Annotated in this window: 20 protein-coding genes and 2 pseudogenes; 4 read left to right on the plus strand and 18 right to left on the minus strand. The window is 64.5% G+C overall.

All coding sequences use genetic code 11. From position 1 onward, the window contains the following. Positions 1 to 4: 4 nt before the first annotated feature. A complete protein-coding gene (locus RAH32_RS15755; protein ID WP_306609091.1) occupies positions 5 to 214 on the plus strand; it encodes a hypothetical protein in 210 nt (69 codons plus the stop codon). 41 nt (positions 215 to 255) lie between these two features. Here the strand turns inward: RAH32_RS15755 and RAH32_RS15760 are convergent, their stop codons facing one another. From RAH32_RS15760 to RAH32_RS15785, 6 genes are read right to left on the minus strand one after another with little or no spacing between them, the layout of a single operon-like run. Next, positions 256 to 1,416 carry an iron-containing alcohol dehydrogenase gene (locus tag RAH32_RS15760; RefSeq protein WP_306609093.1) on the minus strand — a complete coding sequence of 387 codons (1,161 nt, stop codon included), beginning with the start codon at positions 1,414 to 1,416 and terminating at the stop codon, positions 256 to 258. Position 1,417: 1 nt separating this feature from the next. Beyond that, positions 1,418 to 2,803: an aldehyde dehydrogenase family protein gene (locus tag RAH32_RS15765; RefSeq protein ID WP_306609131.1), complete on the minus strand. Its 1,386-nt coding sequence runs from the start codon at positions 2,801 to 2,803 to the stop codon at positions 1,418 to 1,420. Positions 2,804 to 2,811: 8 nt separating this feature from the next. Beyond that, positions 2,812 to 4,173 (minus strand): glutamine synthetase family protein, encoded by a 1,362-nt coding sequence (locus RAH32_RS15770; RefSeq protein ID WP_306609095.1) that lies wholly within the window; start codon positions 4,171 to 4,173, stop codon positions 2,812 to 2,814. A gap of 57 nt (positions 4,174 to 4,230) precedes the next feature. After that, positions 4,231 to 5,268, minus strand: coding sequence for a TRAP transporter substrate-binding protein (locus RAH32_RS15775; protein ID WP_306609097.1), 1,038 nt, complete (start codon positions 5,266 to 5,268; stop codon positions 4,231 to 4,233). Positions 5,269 to 5,314: 46 nt separating this feature from the next. Beyond that, positions 5,315 to 6,643 carry a TRAP transporter large permease gene (locus RAH32_RS15780; protein WP_306609099.1) on the minus strand — a complete coding sequence of 443 codons (1,329 nt, stop codon included), beginning with the start codon at positions 6,641 to 6,643 and terminating at the stop codon, positions 5,315 to 5,317. Beyond that, positions 6,643 to 7,164 carry a TRAP transporter small permease subunit gene (locus RAH32_RS15785; protein ID WP_306609101.1) on the minus strand — a complete coding sequence of 174 codons (522 nt, stop codon included), beginning with the start codon at positions 7,162 to 7,164 and terminating at the stop codon, positions 6,643 to 6,645. Before RAH32_RS15785 ends, RAH32_RS15780 begins: the two co-directional genes overlap by 1 nt. 174 nt (positions 7,165 to 7,338) lie before the next feature. Between RAH32_RS15785 and RAH32_RS15790 the strand changes: the two genes are divergently transcribed. Further along, positions 7,339 to 8,193: a MurR/RpiR family transcriptional regulator gene (locus RAH32_RS15790; protein WP_306609103.1), complete on the plus strand. Its 855-nt coding sequence runs from the start codon at positions 7,339 to 7,341 to the stop codon at positions 8,191 to 8,193. A 28-nt stretch (positions 8,194 to 8,221) separates the two neighbouring features. Here RAH32_RS15790 and RAH32_RS15795 read toward each other — a convergent pair whose 3' ends face one another. Further along, the gene (locus tag RAH32_RS15795) at positions 8,222 to 8,908 is read right to left on the minus strand and encodes a hypothetical protein (RefSeq protein ID WP_306609105.1); all 687 of its coding nucleotides are present in this window, start codon (positions 8,906 to 8,908) and stop codon (positions 8,222 to 8,224) included. Between the two features lie 451 nt (positions 8,909 to 9,359). Here RAH32_RS15795 and RAH32_RS15800 point away from each other — a divergent pair, with 451 nt between their 5' ends. Both RAH32_RS15800 and RAH32_RS15805 read left to right on the plus strand, forming a co-directional pair. Next, positions 9,360 to 10,664: an AAA family ATPase gene (locus RAH32_RS15800; protein WP_306609133.1), complete on the plus strand. Its 1,305-nt coding sequence runs from the start codon at positions 9,360 to 9,362 to the stop codon at positions 10,662 to 10,664. Further along, the gene (locus RAH32_RS15805) at positions 10,661 to 11,761 is read left to right on the plus strand and encodes a ParB/RepB/Spo0J family partition protein (RefSeq protein ID WP_306609107.1); all 1,101 of its coding nucleotides are present in this window, start codon (positions 10,661 to 10,663) and stop codon (positions 11,759 to 11,761) included. Before RAH32_RS15800 ends, RAH32_RS15805 begins: the two co-directional genes overlap by 4 nt. Before the next feature lie 283 nt (positions 11,762 to 12,044). On the opposite strand, the gene RAH32_RS15810 is transcribed toward RAH32_RS15805, so the two are convergent. The 11 genes and pseudogenes from RAH32_RS15810 to RAH32_RS15860 form a co-directional block, all read right to left on the minus strand. Continuing rightward, a protein-coding gene (locus RAH32_RS15810) for an IS6 family transposase (RefSeq protein WP_306609109.1) occupies positions 12,045 to 12,727 on the minus strand; the annotation gives its coding sequence in 2 pieces (ribosomal slippage) (positions 12,045 to 12,163 and positions 12,163 to 12,727; 684 coding nt in all). Between the two features lie 23 nt (positions 12,728 to 12,750). Further along, complete coding sequence (locus RAH32_RS15815; RefSeq protein WP_306609111.1) at positions 12,751 to 12,921, minus strand: hypothetical protein; 171 nt, start codon at positions 12,919 to 12,921, stop codon at positions 12,751 to 12,753. 137 nt (positions 12,922 to 13,058) lie between these two features. Then, on the minus strand, positions 13,059 to 13,310 hold the full coding sequence (locus RAH32_RS15820; RefSeq protein ID WP_306609113.1) for a hypothetical protein: 252 nt from the start codon (positions 13,308 to 13,310) through the stop codon (positions 13,059 to 13,061). A gap of 152 nt (positions 13,311 to 13,462) precedes the next feature. Then, complete coding sequence (gene chrA / locus RAH32_RS15825; RefSeq protein WP_306609114.1) at positions 13,463 to 14,890, minus strand: chromate efflux transporter; 1,428 nt, start codon at positions 14,888 to 14,890, stop codon at positions 13,463 to 13,465. Continuing rightward, positions 14,887 to 15,360: a chromate resistance protein ChrB domain-containing protein gene (locus RAH32_RS15830; protein WP_306609115.1), complete on the minus strand. Its 474-nt coding sequence runs from the start codon at positions 15,358 to 15,360 to the stop codon at positions 14,887 to 14,889. Before RAH32_RS15830 ends, chrA begins: the two co-directional genes overlap by 4 nt. A gap of 530 nt (positions 15,361 to 15,890) precedes the next feature. Further along, positions 15,891 to 15,989 carry a TRAP transporter large permease subunit gene (locus tag RAH32_RS15835; protein ID WP_306609117.1) on the minus strand — a complete coding sequence of 33 codons (99 nt, stop codon included), beginning with the start codon at positions 15,987 to 15,989 and terminating at the stop codon, positions 15,891 to 15,893. Further along, positions 15,977 to 16,384 (minus strand): annotated as a pseudogene (locus RAH32_RS15840) (TRAP transporter large permease subunit). Before RAH32_RS15840 ends, RAH32_RS15835 begins: the two are co-directional and overlap by 13 nt. Further along, positions 16,381 to 17,006, minus strand: a pseudogene (locus RAH32_RS15845) (TRAP transporter large permease subunit). The pseudogenes RAH32_RS15840 and RAH32_RS15845 overlap by 4 nt, the downstream one beginning before the upstream one ends. A gap of 168 nt (positions 17,007 to 17,174) precedes the next feature. Beyond that, positions 17,175 to 17,432, minus strand: coding sequence for a hypothetical protein (locus RAH32_RS15850; protein ID WP_306609119.1), 258 nt, complete (start codon positions 17,430 to 17,432; stop codon positions 17,175 to 17,177). Next, complete coding sequence (locus RAH32_RS15855; protein WP_306609121.1) at positions 17,429 to 17,569, minus strand: hypothetical protein; 141 nt, start codon at positions 17,567 to 17,569, stop codon at positions 17,429 to 17,431. Before RAH32_RS15855 ends, RAH32_RS15850 begins: the two co-directional genes overlap by 4 nt. A gap of 240 nt (positions 17,570 to 17,809) precedes the next feature. After that, entirely contained in the window at positions 17,810 to 18,409 is a 600-nt protein-coding gene (locus RAH32_RS15860) for a type 2 periplasmic-binding domain-containing protein (RefSeq protein ID WP_306609123.1), read from the minus strand. Positions 18,410 to 18,742 lie beyond the last annotated feature (333 nt).

Genomic DNA, 18,742 nt, shown 5'->3' on the forward strand with positions numbered 1-18,742 from the left:
AGCGATGTCCACATCCGACAAGACCGAAGCCGCGAACCGCCATCATGGCGGCCCCGGCAGCAGCCATCAGCGCAGCGACCTGCCCGACCCGACCAAAGGCCGCGGGCCGAAACCGGGCGAGCCTACCAACGGCCCGGATTCGGACGTCTCGGGCGGAGGCGGCGTGCGCGACAGCCACCACACACACGATCCCAAGACCAAGGGCGGCCGCTAGGCGGCAGCCCCGCCGGGCGGCCTGCCATGGCAGCCCGGTCCTTACATCGCCGCCTCGAACAGGGCGCGGGTGTTTTCCGTCGTCATGGCGACGGGGTTGCCGCCACAGGACGGATCCTCCAGAGCCATGGCGGTCAGTTCGTCCAGCCGGTCGGCCTGAACGCCCATCGCGGCCAGGCCCTTGGGGATGCCCAGGTCCCTGCGCAGCGCCACGATCCGGTCGCGGAAGCCGTCGAAGCCGCCGGCGATGCCCAGATAGGCGGCGGCGGCGTTGATCCGATCCTCGATGGCGGGACGGTTGAAATCCAGCACGGCGGGCATCACCACCGCATTGGTGGTGCCGTGATGGGTGCCATAGACGGCGCCGACCGGGTGGGACAGCGAATGGATCGCGCCCAGCCCCTTCTGGAAGGCCACCGCGCCCATCAAGGCCGCGCTCATCATGTGGGCGCGGGCCATGAGATTGTCCGGCTGGCGATAGACGACCGGCAGGTTCTCGAAGACCAGACGCATCCCTTCCAGCGCGATGCCCTGGCTCATCGGGTGATAGTGGGGCGATGAATAGGCTTCCAGGCAATGCGCCAGGGCGTCCATGCCGGTGCCGGCGGTGATGAAGGCGGGCATTCCGACCGTCAGTTCGGGATCGCAGATGGTCACCGCGGGCATCAGCCGGGGATGGAAGATGATCTTCTTGCGATGGGTTTCGGGATTGGTCAGCACGCCCGCGCGCCCCACCTCGCTGCCCGTGCCCGCCGTGGTGGGCACGGCGACGATGGGCGCGATGGCACCCGCATCGGCGCGGGTGAACCAGTCGTCCACGTCCTCCAGGTCCCAGACGGACAGGTCGGGCCGCTGCGCGGCCATCAGCGCGATCATCTTGCCCAGGTCCAGGGCCGATCCGCCGCCGAAGCAGATCACCCCGTCATGCCCGCCCGACTTGTAGGCGGCAATGCCCGCCTGCATGTTCGCCTCGGTCGGGTTGGGGTCCACGTCGGAAAAAACCGCGCGGCCAAGCCCCGCGTCGTCCAGGGCGGACAGCGCGGCGGCGGTGATGGGCAGCGAGGCCAAGGCCCTGTCGGTGACCAGCAGCGGACGGGTGATGCCCGCTGCCCTGGCATGGTCGGCCAGTTCGGCGATCCGGCCCGCGCCGAACTTGATGGCGGTCGGATAGGACCAGTTGCGGTTGGGGACATCAAGGCTCATGTCACGCCCTTTTCAGGTGATAGGATTTCGGCCGGGTCACGGAAAGGTAACCCAGATAGGACAGGCTGCCGCCGCGCCCGGTATCCTTGCAGCCGGTCCAGCAGAGCGCGGGGTCCAGATAGTCGGCGCGGTTCATGAAGACGGTGCCCGTCTGGATCCGCGCGCCGATGCTGGCCGCCGCATCGTCGTCGCGCGTCCAGATGCTGGCAGTCAGGCCATAGGGGCTGTCGTTCATCAGCCGGATCGCCTCGTCATCCCCTGACACGCGCATGATGCCCACGACCGGGCCGAAGCTTTCCTCGACCATCACGCGCATGGAATGATCCACATCCACCAGCACCTGCGGGGCCAGATAGGCGCCGCCGTCGTCCTGCGGGAAGGCTGTCGGGTCGATCAGCGCGCGGGCGCCCTGCCCCACGGCCTCGGCCACCTGGTCGCGGACGGTCTGGGCAAAGCGGACATGGGCCATCGGTCCCAGCGTCGTGGCCGGGTCCAGCGGATCGCCCAGCGTCAAGGCATTGACCCAGGCCACCGCCTTTTCGACAAAGGCGTCATACAGGCTGTCATGGACATAGATCCGCTCGATTCCGCAGCAGCACTGACCGGAATTGAACATCGCGCCGTCCATCAGGCCTTCCACCGCCGCGTCCAGATCGGCGTCGACGCGGACATAGCCCGGATCCTTGCCGCCCAGTTCCAAGCCCAGCGGGGTAAAGGTGCCCGCCGCAGCGCGCTCAATCGCGCGCCCGCCCGCGACCGAGCCGGTGAAGTTCACGAAATCAAAGGCCCGCGCGGCGATCAGGCTTTCGGTCGTCGCATGATCCAGGACGACGTTCTGGAAAACATCGGTCGGCACGCCGCCTTCGTGGAAGGCCTGCGCCAGCCTTTCGCCCGCCAGCAAGGTCTGGCTGGCGTGCTTCAGCACCACGGCGTTGCCCGCGATCAGGGCAGGGACGATGGTGTTGATCGCCGTCAGATAGGGATAGTTCCAGGGCGCGATGACAAAGACCACGCCCAGCGGTTCCCGCGCCAGGACGCGGCGGAAGCTGGCGCTGTCCTCGATCACCTTCGGGGCCAGCGTCTCGGCGGCGATCTGCGCCATGTAGTCGGTGCGGGCATTCACGCCGCCCATCTCGCCCGCGCCGAAGCGGACCGGGCGGCCCATCTGCCGGGCGAGTTCGGTGGCGATGTCGTCCTTCATCGCGGTCAGCGCGGCGACGCCCGACTTGACCAGGGCGATGCGGTCGTCCAGCGGGCGTGCGGCCCATTCGGCCTGCGCGGCACGCGCGCGGGCCACAGCCGCCTGGGCGGCGTCACGGTCCAGCGGCGTGCGCCGGGCCAGCACCGATCCGTCGATGGGGGAAATCAGGGTGATGTCTTTCATGATCGGTCCTGTTAGGCGCGTTCCAGCAATCGGCGCAGGTCATGGTCGGTGACGACGCGGTCGGTTTCGGCGATCTCCCATTCCGCGGCGTGGTGATAGTGATCGACCACATCGTCGCCAAAGGCCCGCCTGTAAAGGTCCGATGCCTTCAGCCGTTCGGCGGCCTCGCGCAGGGTCTTGGGAACCTCTCGCACATCGCCCGCCCGGTAAAGATCGCCGCGCAGTTCCGGCTCCAACTCCAGCTTGCGCTCGATCCCGTCCAGCCCTGCTGCCAGCAGCGCGGCGCAGGCCAGATAGGGGTTGGCATCGGCGCCGGGAATGCGGCATTCGACGCGGACGCCCCCCGTCCCCTCGCCGCAGACGCGAAAGCCTGCAGTGCGGTTGTCGCAGGACCAGACGGCCTTGGTGGGCGCGAACAGTCCCGTGCAGAACCGCTTGTAGCTGTTCACGTAAGGCGCCAGGAAGACCATCATCTGGTCCGCCCCGGCCAGTTGACCCGCCAGGAAATGCTTCATCGTGGCCGACATGCCGTGGTCGCCTTCTGGGTCGTGGAAGGCGGGCTTGCCGTCCCGGAACAGAGACTGGTGCACATGGGCAGCCGACCCGGCCTTGGCCGTATCGTATTTCGCCATGAAGGTCACCGATTTGCCACGCGACCAGGCGATTTCCTTGACCCCCTGCTTGATGATCGTGTGGTTGTCGGCCGTGTCGAGCGCGTCTGAATAGCGATAGTTCACCTCGATCTGGCCCGCGTCGGCCTCGCCCTTGGTGCTTTCGACGGGGATGCCCGCGCCGTAAAGATGGTTGCGCACGGCGCGCATCACGTCTTCCTCTCGGGTGGTCTGGAAGATGTGGTAATCCTCGTTGTAGCCCGAGGACGGGACCAGCCCGGCGATGCCGCCGCGCAGGCTTTCATAGCTGTTGTCGAACAGGTAGAACTCAAGCTCGGTCGCCATCATGGCGTCAAAGCCCATCTCGCGGGCGCGGGCGACCTGGCGTTTCAGGATCGCGCGCGGGGATACCGCGACCTCGTCATGCGTGTGGTGGTCCAGCAGGTCGCAGATCACCATGGCGGTGCCGGGCAGCCAGGGCAGGCGGCGCAGCGTCGAAAGATCGGGGCGCATGACGTAATCGCCATAGCCCTGTTCCCATCCCGCGCTGCGATAGCCCGGCACCGTGTTCATTTCCATGTCGAGCGCGAGCAGATAGTTGCAGCAATGGGTTTCCTTGTGGCCGCCGTCCAGGAAGAAGCCGGCGTGGAAACGCTTGCCCATCAGGCGGCCCTGCATGTCGGGAAAGACCACCAGGACGGTGTCGATCTCTCCGGCGTCAAAGGCCGTCTTCAGGCTGTCGAGTGTCAGGTTTGCAGGCATGATCGTCCAATCCCAGGGATCATGCCGCCGGGCATGGGCGCCCGGCGGCAGGCTGCATCAGCTATAGCGATAGGGCCGGCCCGCCTTGGCCATCACGTCGTTGTACCTTTTGAAGATCTCGACCACGCGGGCTTTGGTCTCGGATTCGGCGGCGATCTCGTCCCAGAAGGCGCGGGCGCGTTCCTCGACCGTGGCCCATTCCTCGTCGGGGATCGAGGTCAGTTGCAGCTTGGGTCCGTTCACGCGCAGATCAGCCTCTCCGCCCCAATACCACCACTGGCGATAGTAATGGGACTGCTCGAAGCAGACCTCCATCAGCATCTTCAGCCGGTCGGGCACCTCGGCCCAGCGGTCGGCATTGGCGAAGAAATGCCCGATCCAGGCGCCTGAGATGTTGTTGGTCAGGAAGTAGTTGGTCACGTCGGCCCAGCCGACGGTGTAATCCTCGGTGATGCCGGACCAGGCGATGCCGTCCAGTTCTCCGGTCTGCAGGGCGACCTGGATATCCTCCCACGGAAGCTGCATGGGCACGACGCCGAACTGCGACAGGAATCGGCCTGCGGTGGGGAAGGTGAAGACCCGCTTGCCTTCCAGGTCGGCCAGGCTGTTGATCGGTTCCTTGGTCGCGAAATGGCACGGATCCCATGCCCCGGCCGAGATGTGCTTGACCCCCACCGCCGCATATTCCTGGTCCCAGATTTCCTTCAGGCCATACTGGTTGAACAGCACCGGCACATCCAGGCTGTAGCGGCTGGCAAAGGGGAAATAGCCGCCGAAGACCGTCACCTCGGTCGGCGACTGCATGGAGTCGTCGTCGGACTGCACCGCGTCGATGGTGCCGTTCTGCATGGCGCGGAACAGTTCCGACGTGGGGACAAGCTGGTCGGCATAGTAAAGCTCGATCTGCATCTGCCCGTCGGCGATGGCGTTGAACTTGTCGATGGCGGGCTTGACCACATGTTCGCCCAGGGCGGCCCCGGCATAGGTCTGCATCCGCCAGCGGATCGGTGCGCCTTGGGCATAGACGGCGGGCGCGGCCAGGGCGGCCCCTGCGGCCAGGGGGGCGGTCGTCAGAAACTTGCGTCTTGTCGTCATCTGAACCTCCGTTGTGTTGGGAAACGGGGCGGTTCACCGCCCTCTGTCATTGTCCATAGACCTGCCCCGGCAGCCACAGCGCGATCTGTGGGAAGGCCATGATGATCGCCAGCGTCAGGATCATGATGCCGACGATGGGCACGATGGACCGATAGATGTCGCCCAGCGTCACATGGTCCGGGGCAAGCGCCCGCATCAGGAACAGGTTATAGCCGAAGGGCGGCGTGATATAGGCGATCTGGCAGGTGATCGTGTAAAGGATCCCGTACCAGATCAGGTCGAATTCCAGGGCGCGCACCAGCGGGATATACAAGGGCGCGACGATCACCAGCATGGCGGTGTCGTCCAGGAACATCCCCAGCAGCAGGAAGGACACCTGCATCAGGATGATGACTTGCCACCGGGTCAGGCCCAGATCTTCCAGGAAGAAGGCCTCGATCGCGCGCACCGCGCCAAGCCCGTCGAAGACCGCGCCGAAGGCGAGCGCCGCCAGCAGGATCCACATGAACATGCAGGTCACGTTCAGCGTGCCGCGCAGGCAGGTTTCCCAGATGGTTCGCGTCCAGCGGCCCTTGGCCACCGCCACCAGCGAGGCGATGACCGCCCCGATGACCGAAGATTCGACAAGGCTGACATAGCCGGTGACAAACGGTCCCATCATCGCGCCGAATATGACCAGCGGCGTGATGCCCGCGCGCAGCAATCGAAGCCTTTCGCCCCAAGTGATCTGGGCCAGTTCGCCAGCTGACAGACGCGGGGCCAAGCGCGGGTTCAGCCCGCAGCGGATCAGGACATAGACGATGAACAGCCCCGCCATCAGCAGGCCCGGAAAGACGCCGGCCAGCCACAGATGCCCGACCGGTTGGCGCGCGATCATGGCGTACAGCACCAGGACGATCGACGGCGGCACCAGGATGCCCAGGGACGACCCGCCCTGGATGATGCCCGTGACCATCACCTTGTCATAGCCCCGGCGTAGCATTTCCGGCAGGGCGATGGTTGCGCCGATGGCCAGGCCCGCGACCGACAGCCCGTTCATGGCCGAGACCAGCACCATCAGCAGGATGGTTCCCACGGCAAGTCCGCCCGGCACGGGGCCGAACCAGACATGGAACATCCGGTACAGGTCGTCCGCCATGCGGGTTTCCGACATGACGAAGCCCATCCAGACGAACATCGGCAGCGTCAGCATCGGAAACCAGTTCATCAACTTGATGGCACTGGTGAAGGCCAGGTCATGCCCGCCCCGATCCCCCCACAGCGCGATCGCCGCGATCACGGCTATAAAGCCGATGCCGGCGAAGACCCGTTGGCCGGTCATCAGCAGGCCCATCATGCCCAGGAACATCGAGATGGCGATCAACTCATAGGACATCAGCCCTGCGCCTCGGGGATGGGGGTGCCGCGCAGGGTGGCGATGTCGCGGATCAGGAAGACCAGTGATTGCAGCAGCATCAGGAAGGTGCCCAGGCAGATCACGATCTTGATCGGCGCCATGTAGGGCCGCCAGACGGTGCGCGACCGCTCGCCGATCTCAAGCGCATAGATGGTGCTTTCGATCCCGCCCCACAGGATCACCCCCAGGAACACGATCAGGGCAAGAACCGTCACGCAATCCACGGCGGCGCGCGTTCGGACCGACCAGCGGGAATACAGCAGGTCCATCCGCACATGGGCGCCCCCCATCAGCGAATAGGCCCCCCCCAGCACGACATAGGCGATCATCGTGAACTGCGCCATTTCCTGCGTCCACAGGGCGGGCCGGAAAAAGGCCTTGGCGATGACCGACCAGGCCAGCACCCCCGCCAGTACGAACAGCAGATACAGCGCCATGCGCCCGACCCGGCGGTTGACCGCCTCGACCACGCGCACGAAGCCAAGCGCCAGGGCCGGCATCAGCGGCCCCCTTCCGGCAACAGGACATCGGGCGCGGAAACGCGCTGAAATGGCGGCAAGGCCACGATTCTTCTCCCTGTTTTTTGGTCCAGCGTCCTCCCGGTGCTTGCGTTCTGTCAAGAATTTTTCTTTTCATTCTGTTCTGGTAGGATCATTTCAGAACAGGAGGGCGTCGTGACGATCGAACAGCGGATGCGCGCCAGCCTTGGGTCGCTGACCCGTGCCGAACGGCAGGCGGCGACCCATATCCTGTCGCATTTCCCGATGTCGGCCCTGGGGTCGATCACCATGCTGGCAAGCGCCGCCGAGGTGTCGGCGCCCACCATCGTCCGATTGGTGCAGAAGCTGGGCTTCAAGGGCTATGCCGACTACCAGACCGCGCTGCGGGCCGAGGTGGGGCGCCTGCTGGCCGCCCCCCTGGCCCTGCCCGACCAAGAGCCACGCCGCCACCCCATGCAGTCCTTCGCCGCGCAGGCGATCGCGAACATCCACGCCACGCTGGACCAGATCGCCACGGGGGAATTCGACGCGGCGGCGGCGCTTCTGGCCGATCCGGCGCGGCATGTCGCGGTCATGGGCGGGCGGCTGACCCATGCCCATGCCGATTACATGGCCACCTTGCTGCGGGTGATCCGGCCGGGCGTCACCTATGTCTCGGACCACCTGACGGACTGGCAGCAGGCGCTGCTGGACCTGCGGCCGGGCGACGTGGTGGTGATCTTCGACATCCGCCGATACGAGTCGAACGCCGTGCATATGGCCGAACTGGCGGCGGATCTGGGCGCGCGGATCATCCTGGTGACCGATCACTGGCTGTCCCCTGCGGCGGGGCACGCCCACCACACCCTGCCCTGCCGCATCGACATGCCTGCGGCCTGGGATTCGACGGTCGCGATCCTGTTGCTGGTCGAGGCGCTGCTCGGCCGCGTTCAGGGCCATTGCACCGATCAGGTGCAGGATCGGCTGAACCGGCTCGAAGACGTGTTTGCCAGAACGCGGATCTTCCGGGCGCCCAAGGTGGGACGATAGGATCTGGCGTGCGGGACCGATGACGGGTCTAGCCCGCCTCGACACGCACGTCGCGCACGCGCGCGTCACAGCGGCCGACGGCAATCCGCAGGCGGTCGATCAGATGAGTGCGCAGATAGGTGGCGTGGAATCGGCTGGGCGCGATCAAGGTCAGGCAGCCGTTTTCGGTCCCCCCATCCGACAGGCCGGCGAACCAGACATCGAACAGCGCCCGGTCCTCGGCCGCCAGTCGTGCACGCGCCGCGCCCCACAACCCGTCTGCGGGCGCGACATCGGGTCGGCGGAAGGGTACCACGGTCCGATCGGGTTCCCCGCCCTCGCCCGCAGCACCGCCCCCCATCCGGGACACGTAATCGGGACCGATATTGGCCCAGGCCGGCCGCGTATCCAGCAGGATCCGATCCAGGTCCAGACCCAGCACCGACACCCTGCCCCGCGCACCCTGGCGCTTGACGGTGATCCAGCCCATGCCGCGCAATCGCGCCATGTCGCGCTTGACAGTCCGTTCATCGACGCACCACAGCCGCGCAATCTCGCGCTGACCGATGGACAACTCGTCGGCCTGCCAGTTATAGCGGGTGGTAATCAGCGCCATAAGCCGGAGGACCAGCCGCTGCGCCTGCGGATCGCCAGCCAGAGCATGCGCCATCATGGCCGACAGGATGTCGTATTTCTTTGCCGCCGCTTCTCGGCCGACGGCCCGAATCCTTTCCATCTCGTGGCCCGCCCTGTGCTGCGCCGTCTGTTCGAAACTGCCCCTGCGACGGTCCGTCCCTGTTTACCGGGACTGCAATAGAACGCTTTTCCCCATCGCAACGCCATTAGCGTCCTGCTTGGCGATTTTGTCAAGAGATTCGGTTCCAGCTGCACGGGAAGCCAGCTTTCGCTCCAGGCAAAAGGGGTAACATTGGTATAGCGGGACGTCCTGAGTGTCCCCTTATTGGGGCAGAATGTCCCGCAGTATGTTGCGGCAGCAGGCGCCGCGTCCCCTATTTCTTGCGTTCCCTCCGAAGCAATCTTCTTGCTGCATGATCCGTCGATTCGCGCAGCAGAGGCTGCCTTTCAGCTCTTCCCGGCTTCAACTAAACTTGCCTTTTGCCAAATGAGCAAATCCGGCGTAAAAGCGGAAGTGACGGTGATTTGCGTCCATCGATACAAGGCCCATGATGTATACACACCAAGACCTCGCTCGCTTGCAGGCTCAATCGCTCAAGATGCAAGGCTGGATTCGGCGACAGACATTCAGTCCCGACAATGAAAAGACCCTGCGCCGTTTCTCCAGCTGGGAGGTGGCCGAGCTGATCTTCCGCATGAACCAGTCCACCTTCCGGGGCAAGCTGGCTGCCGATCCCAACCTTCCCCTTGGGGAAGTCGAGGAGGACGGCCGCCAGCGGTGGTTCTCGCTGGACGAGATCAACGAACTTCGTCGGCGAATTCGGATCAACAAGAAGTCCCTGATGCCGCCGCGCCCTGCGAACCGCCGCGCCTTCCGTGCGGCCATCGCCAATTTCAAGGGAGGAGCAGGCAAGTCGACGGTTGCGCTGCACTTTGCCCATGCCGCAGCCCTCGATGGCTATCGCGTGCTGGTGGTCGATTTCGATCCGCAGGCAACGCTGTCTCATTCCATGGGCCTGAACGACGTGGGTGAGGATCACACCGTCTGGGGCATCATGGCCCGCGACCTAGAACGTGAAACCGACCGCATGAACGCCGCCGCCGCAGGGGCCGAAACGGGCACGGCTCATCCGCAGCGAAAGCTGCCCTCGTCCATCCGTGACATGGGGCTTGGATCGCTGCGCCCCGGCGACTTCATCAAGCCAACTGCTTGGCCCACCATCGACATCGTCCCCAGCTGCGCCAATGCAGCCTTTGTTGAATTCGCCAGCGCCCAGTATCGACACCTGAATCCTGAATGGACCTTTTTCGGTGCAGTGTCGCGGTTCTTGGACGCCTTGCCGGACGATGCCTATGACCTGATCCTGTTCGACTGCCCGCCCGCTATCGGATATCAGTCGATGAATGCGGTCTTTGCGGCGGACATGCTCTATATTCCTTCCGGCCCCGGGTATTGGGAGTATGACTCGACCACGAGTTTCATTGGCCAGTTGGCCGAGGCTCTTGAGGATCTGTCTCATGGCTTTGAAAACTTCCCCACGGGGAAGATTGCCTTGCCTAAAGCCTTTGCAGACATCCGTTTCCTGATGACCCGCTTCGAACCCGCCAACGAACTGCACCAAGCCATGCTGGGGGCCTTCCGTCAGGTCTTCGGCGACCGCATGGCCCAGCATCCGATCGAACTGACCCGGGCCGTGGAGCAGTCCGGACGCTTTCTCAGTTCGGTTTATGAAATCGACTATCGAGAGATGACGCGAGGAACATGGCGGCGCGCGCGCGCCACGTTCGATCAGGCGTATGAGGAATTCCGGGCACATGTGCTGGCGGCCTGGAGCAAGCTGGAGGAAGAGGCATGAGCCGCAAGCGCCGCATGTTCGATATCGAGGTTCCGGTCGAGGAGCCTGAAACCTTCCCGGCGGGGAAGGAGGACGACAAGCCGCAGCGTCGCGGCCCAATGGCCACCGCAATTGCCGAAACAGTCGGATCCACTCGTGACCGTGCCCGGCTGGAAGCAGAAATACGCGCCGAAAATGATGCCTTGGCGCAGGAGCATGTCAGGTTGAAGCGGGCCGGTCTGATCGTGGACCTGATCCCACTGGACGTCATCGACACGCAGAAGCTGGTCCGCGACAGGGCGCCTGCCGCGGACTTCGAACTGGCCGAACTGGTGCAATCCATCCGCGATATCGGACTGTCCAATCCGATCCGGGTCGAGCCGGGGAGGGAAGGGCGCTTCGAGCTGATCCAGGGCTGGCGCCGGCTTTCGGCCTATCGGCAGCTGCTTGAGGAAACAGGCGATGCGGAAACGTGGGGCCGCATTCCTGCCGGCATCGCTGCGCGGGGTGACGCCCTGGAGCAGCTTTACCGACGCATGGTCGATGAAAACATGGTTCGCAAGGACATCTCCTTTGCGGAAATGGCGCAGCTTGCCCTGCATTATGCAATGGATCCGCATACGGCCGAAAACGACCCGGACCGCGCAGTCGCAATCCTTTTCAAGTCGGCGGGCTATCAAAAGCGCAGTTATATCCGCAACTTCATTCCCATGGTTCAGGCTTTGGGCGAGGTGCTGATCTATCCTCAGGAGATCCCGCGCGCCCTGGGATTGACCTTGGCGCAGCGGCTGGCCGAGATGCCGGGCCTTGCGGCCGCGATCACCGCCGAACTGAAGAACTGGGACAGCCGGACGGCCAAGGACGAACTGAACGTCCTGCGTCGCTTCGCGGGGCAGGGGGCGGATACCTCCAACGACGCTCCGCCTCTCAAGGCTTCTCGCCCGGCCGCGCCTGCCGGCCGCGCCAAGACCACTTTCCAGATCCCCAGGCCGCAGGGCAACGCAAAATGCATTGCCGCCAATGGCCGTCTGGAAATCCGCCTGCCGCGCGATTTCTCGGCGGTCGATCGCCGTAAGCTGGAAGCGGCGGTTGCCGCGCTCTTGGACCAGATCGGGTAAGCGCATGCCCTATCCGGGAGTTTTTCTTGAAGGCCACCTGGTCGCCTTTTTCTTGCCTTATCCGCTTAATTGTCGCTATACGCGGATAACCCCCCTGGGCTGATTGAATGGTGGCGTATACGGACCTTCCTTGTGCGAGCCGCAACTTTCGCGGCAGGGATGCGCGCTGTTTTCGGTCATGCAGCCGATGATCATGAAGTCGCAAAGCCTGCGAAGTGCACCCGACCTGGCTCTGTCGCAAACCACTGGACAGGACATGTAGGGTCCGCGATGTTTATGAGGTTCAGGCAGCCAGCCGACAAAACTGCTGAAACGGACTCAGGTCGGACCTGAACTGGCCCTTGCGGATCATGTTTACCAGCTCGACGCCGGCAATGGTTGATGCGGCCGAGGTGAAGCTCTGAAGCCGAGCATGGGCCTGACCCGACGTTTGATGAAACGGTGGTCCTGTTCCACCAGATTGTTGAGATACTTCACCCGCACCATCGCGATCGGGATTGGGCAGCCGAAGCGCTTCAGCATCCGGTTAATGTCCTTGATGCCTTGGGTGTTGGCAGCACTCTTGTCGATGACGATCTTGCGTGGAAGGCCGTTGACCTCCATTGCCCGGGCGAAGAACTTGATGGCTGCCGGCTTGTTCCGGCGCTTTGACAGCATGAAGTCCAGGGTTTTTCCGAACTTGTCCACAGCCCGGTAGAGATAAACCCACTGTCCCTTCACCCGGATGTAAGTCTCGTCCTTCCGCCAGGATCTATCGGTCGGCTGCTTGCGGCGTCGCGCATCCTCTGCAACCTGCCCGGCATAGCGCTCCACCCATCTGTTCAGCGTGGCATGATCGACCCTGACGCCTCGCTCAGCCATGATCTCCTCGAGATCGCGGTATGACACGTTGTAGCGCAGATAGAAGAAGACAGCGTGCAGGATGAGGTCTCTGGGGAAATGAGCGCCCTTGAATGATACGGCCATAGCTCATCCTCCAACGTCAGTGCTCAGGCCGATCTTACCCTCTTGCCGCTGACCTGCCAAAGTTTTGCGACAGAGCCCTTGCGGGCGTGGGGCGGGGTGATGTCGAAGTCGGAATACTGCGCAGCCCTCGTGGCATAGCTGCCGTCTTCCATGATGCCGGCCAGGCCCTCGTTCACGGTCAGCGTCTTCCCCACCCGGACGAACCCCTCGCCCTCGGGCTGCTTCAGGAGGGCGTCGCCCGGAATGATCGAGGACCCAAAGGCGACGTCGCCCGCCCGCCCGCCGGTTTCAGATAAACCGCGGCCCGTGGTCCGACGCCAAGATGCGGCTGTCAGCGCAGGTGGTTTCCATATACTGGGCGGGGGCTGTTGCGCAGCACGATGATCGTCTTGCCAGCCAACTCCTCGGGGCTGTAGCCTTGGAAGGCGCCCTCGGCCGCGATGAAGTGCAAAGGGACGTCGGAATAGGGCCGGAAAAATCCACCACTTTCCTGCGTTCGTCCGGGATCGTCATCGGAAAAAAGCCCTGGCCGATCCTGACACCGCCACGGCGGGCGTCTGACCTGCTGGGCCGCGTGCGTCATGTCTGGATCAAGGTTTTGGCCTTTCCGGCCATCTCGAACGCGCCAAGCGGCTGGCTGCCAGCATGGCCGCCTATCTGTCCAACCAAGGCTGAGCGGGTCCGAGCAAGTCGATCAGCGTCAGGTGCATCCGACCGTTGGAAGGGGCAAGCCGTCTAGGCGATCACGCCTGCTCCATAAAGAACAAGGCCAAGTCCCGCCGCCCCTGTCAGCACCGTCGCCATCCCCAGCTTCAGCCGGAACACGGCGATCAGGGCAAGCACGGACAGCGCGGCCGCGATCCAGTCGATGCTGGGCAGGACCGGCAGTTCCAGTGACAGGGGTCCGGCTTCGATGCGCTGCACCTCGCGCCAGATGACATGGATGGCAAACCAGATCGCCAGGTTCAGGATCACGCCCACGACCGAAGCGGTAACGGCAGTAAGGGCAGCCGACAGCGCCCGGTTGGCCCGCAGCCGCTCCATGTAGGGGGCGCCCAGGAAGATGAAGGCAAAGCAGGGGGCGAAGGTGACCCAGGTGGTCAGCAATCCCCCCAGCGTGCCTGCCAGAAGCGCGTTGTCCCAGCCTGACTCGCGGAACGCCCCCAGGAAGCCCACGAACTGCAACACCATGATCAGGGGTCCGGGCGTGGTCTCGGCCATGCCGAGCCCGTCCAGCATCTCGCCGGGGCGGAGCCAGCCATAGGTTCCCACCGCCTCCTGCGCGACATAGGCCAGGACCGCATAGGCCCCGCCGAAGGTCACGACCGCCATTTTCGAGAAGAAGACGGCGATCTCGGCAAAGACATTCCCATCCCCCAGTGCCACGACCAGAAGCACCACGGGCATCAGCCAGAGGATCAGCGCCACACCGCCCGCCCGGATCGCGCCGCGCCGCGCCGCAGGGGGCATCTCGGCCATTTCCGTGCCCAGAAGCGTCTCGGCATCATCGACATGGGTGCCGCGGACGGCTCCGTGCCCTCCGCCCGGGGCGAAGGCGCGTAGGCCGCCGCGCGCGCCAAGATAGCCGATCAGGGCGGCCGTCAGCACGATCAGCGGAAAAGGTGCGTCGAAGGCGAAGATCGCCACGAAGGACAGCACCGCCAGCAGGCGCATCGCGTTGTTCTTCAAGGCCCGCCGCCCGATGCGGACCACGGCTTGAAGCACGATGGCCAGGATGGCGGCCTTGAGGCCGAAGAACAGCGCCTCGACGACGCCGACATCCCCATAAAGGGCATAAAGCCAGCTGAGGGCCATGATCGCCACCACGCCGGGCAGCACGAACAGCACCCCCGCGATCAGACCGCCGCGCGTGCCGTGCATCAGCCAGCCGATATAGGTGGCAAGCTGCTGCGCCTCGGGTCCGGGCAGAAGCATGCAGAAGTTGAGCGCATGCAGGAAGCGCCCGTCGCCGAGCCACCGCTTTTCCTCGACCAGGATGCGGTGCATGACGGCGATCTGGCCAGCCGGGCCGCCAAAGGACAACAGCGCGATGCGTGCCCAGGTGCGGGTCGCCTCGGCTAGCGAGGGATAGACGGGCGGCAAGGTGGTGTCGGTCCGATCGCCGCACTGGCCTTTTTCCGTCGGACTTCCTGCATCGGTCATGGCGCGGCTCCTGCCCTGGCACTGGGCCAGTTGTGTGTCTCGTGCGTGGCGTCCCATGCCCGGCGATGAAGGGCGTCATGGATCAGCATTCTGGCCTTCGACTGTTCCAGATCGTCGCCATACAGGCGCGACAGGCCCCGGGACACCGCCAGCAACCCTGCACCTTCGGGCGCAAAAGCCAGGCGTGCGGCGTCCGCGCACCGCACGATGGCCGCCAGCCGGTCCAAGGCCGGAAGGGAAAGGCCGAACCCGGCCAGCATCGCGTCGAAACTGCACAACTCGCCGCGAGGGCTGAAGAACACGCCCTCCGTGCCGAACGGCGCAACACGGTGACGCTCGTCCACGTCTTTCGGATATTCCGCAGGCCGTCCGCCCGAAGCCAGGCGGCTGCGCCCTGGCACAGCACGACCGCCGGACCAAGGGGCAGCGGCGGCAAGCTTGTCCGCTGTTGTCGCATCGGGTGGCGGCACGGGCGTTCCTTTCCTGAAAAAGGCCGCTCATGATCGATCCCGCCCATGCCGACGTCAAGCCGTCACGGATCATCGGGCTTTCCTCGCGTCCTGTGCCGGTTGCCGGTTGCCCCTCGGAAAGCCTGGGGGCGAGGCTCATCCGCAGGTGTCTCGGGTCCGGTCGGAGACCGTGTTGGAGACTCCGAACGATGGAAAAGGCGTCGCGCCCGGTTCGGTCGCAACGCCTGATCCGTCCTGGAGACTGCATCGGACGGAGGTCATTCCACCCGCGTAACGTCGCCCACTACCGTAGCAGAGGGCGCGCTTTAGCAGTCGCCTTCCTCTGGCAGGCATGGGCGGCGGTCGTCAGGCTGCAAAGGCTCATCCCGCGTTTTTCAGAACTTGTAGCCCGCAAGGCGCGGCAACATGTCGCCAGGTCGGGGACGGCCATGATGACCAGCATTCCGCCGATCATCAACGGCACGAAGGGTGCCGTTCCCCGGATTACGGTGGACAGGGGGCTGGCGGTGATCCCTTGATGACGAACAGGTTCATGCCGATGGGGGCGTGATCATCGCCAGTTCCAGGTTGATCATCAGCAGGACCCCATACCAGATCAGGTCGGTGTCAAGCGCGATCAGTGCCGGCAAAAGGACGGCGTGGTGATCAGGATGATCGCGATGCTTTCCAGGAACATGCCCATCACGAAGATCATCGCCATGACCACCAGCATGAAGACCAGCGGCGTCAGGATCATCGCGACGATCAGTTCGGACACTTGGTTCGGCAGCCGGATGATGGTGATCGCATTGCCGAAGACCGCCGCCCCTGCGGTGATGGCGAAGACCCATCAGCGAGGTCAGGACGGTATTCTTCAGGCAAGCCGCCAGGGGACTGGTGGCCTCAGGTTGCGATAGACAAGCGCGCTGACCAGAAGCGCGTAAAGACAGCCGACGGGCGCGGCCTCGGTCGCCGTGAAGATGCCGAAGTAGATGCCTCCCATGACCACGGGCGGCATCAGCAGCGCCCAGACCGACTTGTTCATCGCGCCAAGGACCACCCGCCAGCCGGGAAAGGACGCGCGCTCGATCCCGCCGGAACCCCGCGCTGACCAGACAGAAGACGGCAAAGACCAGGGCCATCATCATGCCGGATGATGCCCGCCAGGAACAACGCGCCGATCATGGCATTGGCGACGACCGCACAAAGGATCATCGGACCCGAGGGCGGGATCAGGATGCCCAGCGTGCCGCCTGCCGCCATCAGGCCCAGTGCGCTGCGCTCGGGAAAGCCGTATTGCTTCATCTGCGGGATGGCCGTCTGGCCGATGGACACGGCGGTGGCGACGGACGAGCCGGAAATCGCCGCGAAATCGTGCAGCTGAGGATGGTCGCAACCCCGATCCCGCCCTTGACGTGCCCGATCAGCGCATTGGCCATCTGGAACAGGTCGTCCACCGCGCCCGATCGGATCATCAACTGCGCCATCAGGATGAACAGCGGAATGGTCGGCAGGACGGGCGAGTTGAGATGCGCCAATACCATATCGGCCACGCTTTCGACCGATCCTTCGGCAAGGAACAGCACGGCCGATCCAGTCAGCAGAAGGGCTGCGAAAATCGGAATGCCCGACAGAAGCAGCGCGATCAGCCCGATGACGATCAGGATTTACGGCGCGCAGCATGGCGGCAAGGCCCAGAACGATGCCGGCCGGCACCATCGGCGCCTGCACCCACCATACTGGAACCTTGAGGGGACCGGTGGAATAGGTGCCGAAGTCGCGGTTGAACATGACGCTGTGCCAGGCGGACCACCTCAGGATGGCGGCGCAGGCCATCACGCAAGGCGCGACCCAGATCCCGAAGCCCCGCCCGGCGCGGGGACCGGCCGAGGCGGTGAGGATGTCCCCCCGTTCATCGGCGCGCCCAGCAGATAGTGGTAGAAGAGCGCCACCACCACGACGCCAAAGCCCACGGCCACCGGGGCCGCCGAGACGATTGCAAGGGCGTGGATCGGCGAGGCCAGCAGGGTCAAGATCGGTCCAAGCTGGTCCGCTGCAACCTTGTGGCCTTGGGACGGATGGATCATCGTCATTGCACCATCCCGTCGACCAGCTTCAGCAGTTCGGTGACGTCCTTGCCGCCCTCCTCGATAAAGGACTGGTCGAAGGCAGGTTGCATGACGGCCCGCATCGCCTCGATTTTCGCGTCTGTCGCGACATGCAGCGTCACGCCCTCGGCATTGAACTGGCCGGGGGCTGCCTCTTCGGCGGCAAGCCCGGCCTCGACCGCCCGGACCGCGGCCTTCCTGCCAGCCTCTTCCAGGGCGGCCTTCCGTGCGTCAGACCCTCATGGAAGGCCGGATCATATAGCCGTTGAAGAAGACCGAGATGACCGGTGTCACCGTCATGTGGTCATGGACCTCGTGGTACTTGCGGGAATAGGCTGCGGCCACGTCGGTGATGGCTGCGTCTATGACGCCGTGGACAGCGCCTGATTAACCTCGGATCCCGTCATAGTCGCGGCCTCCATCGCGGTCAGGCTGGTATCGAAGGCCGGGTTCAGCCCGCGTATCTTGATGCCCTGGAAGTCGGCGGGCGCGGCCAATGGCCTTCCGTTCGAGGTGAAGACGCTCATCCGGGTCTGGAACAGCCAGGCGATGTTCTTCAGCCGTTTCTCCTCCATCAGCCCTTCAAGATAGGCGGCGGGTTCGGAAGCGGGCCATTTGCGCCAGCTCTCGGGTTGGCTGAAGGCATAGGGACGCAGGGTCACGTTCATGGCCGGCAGGGTCTTGCCCCACTGGAAATTGACCGAGAAGGCGCATTCGAAGCTGCCCTTGGCGACCGAGGGGATGTTTTCCTCGGGCTTGGCCAGGGCATTGGCGCCGAAAAGCTGGATGTCCAGTTCGCCGTTCGACAGCGTCTCGACCTCGGCCGCCCAGCCTTCGATGACCTGCGCCACCTCGTGCTGGGGCGGCAGTTGGTGGCTGCAGCGGATAGGCGTTTCCGACAGGGCCGGGATCACGGTCAGGGCGACCAGGGCCGTGTTGGCAAGGATCGTGCGTGCCTTCATGTGGGCTCCTCCTCCGCTCATGTGGATCAGGTCAGGCCGCCTTGGCCTGCCAGGTCATTCCCTTCGGCGGCCGGCCTGTGCCAAGGCACCGTGCAGGCTCTCGTCGGCATTTCGTGCGTCAGGATCTCGCGAATGGCGAGGGCCTCCTCCATGTCGATGCCGGTACCGAGCCCGCGGTTTCGAACAGATAGACCAGGTCTTCAAACACGACATTGCCGGTTGCCCCCGGTGCAAAGGGGCATAGCCGAAGATCATGCCTTCGGCCTCCTCCACGCTGACGCGGCAGCCCATGGTGCTTGGCTGGCCGACCACCGCGCCCAGTTCCAGTTCCAG

Origin of the sequence: Paracoccus yibinensis (assembly GCF_030846195.1) — a bacterium.
In the GTDB taxonomy this organism is placed as follows: domain Bacteria; phylum Pseudomonadota; class Alphaproteobacteria; order Rhodobacterales; family Rhodobacteraceae; genus Paracoccus; species Paracoccus yibinensis.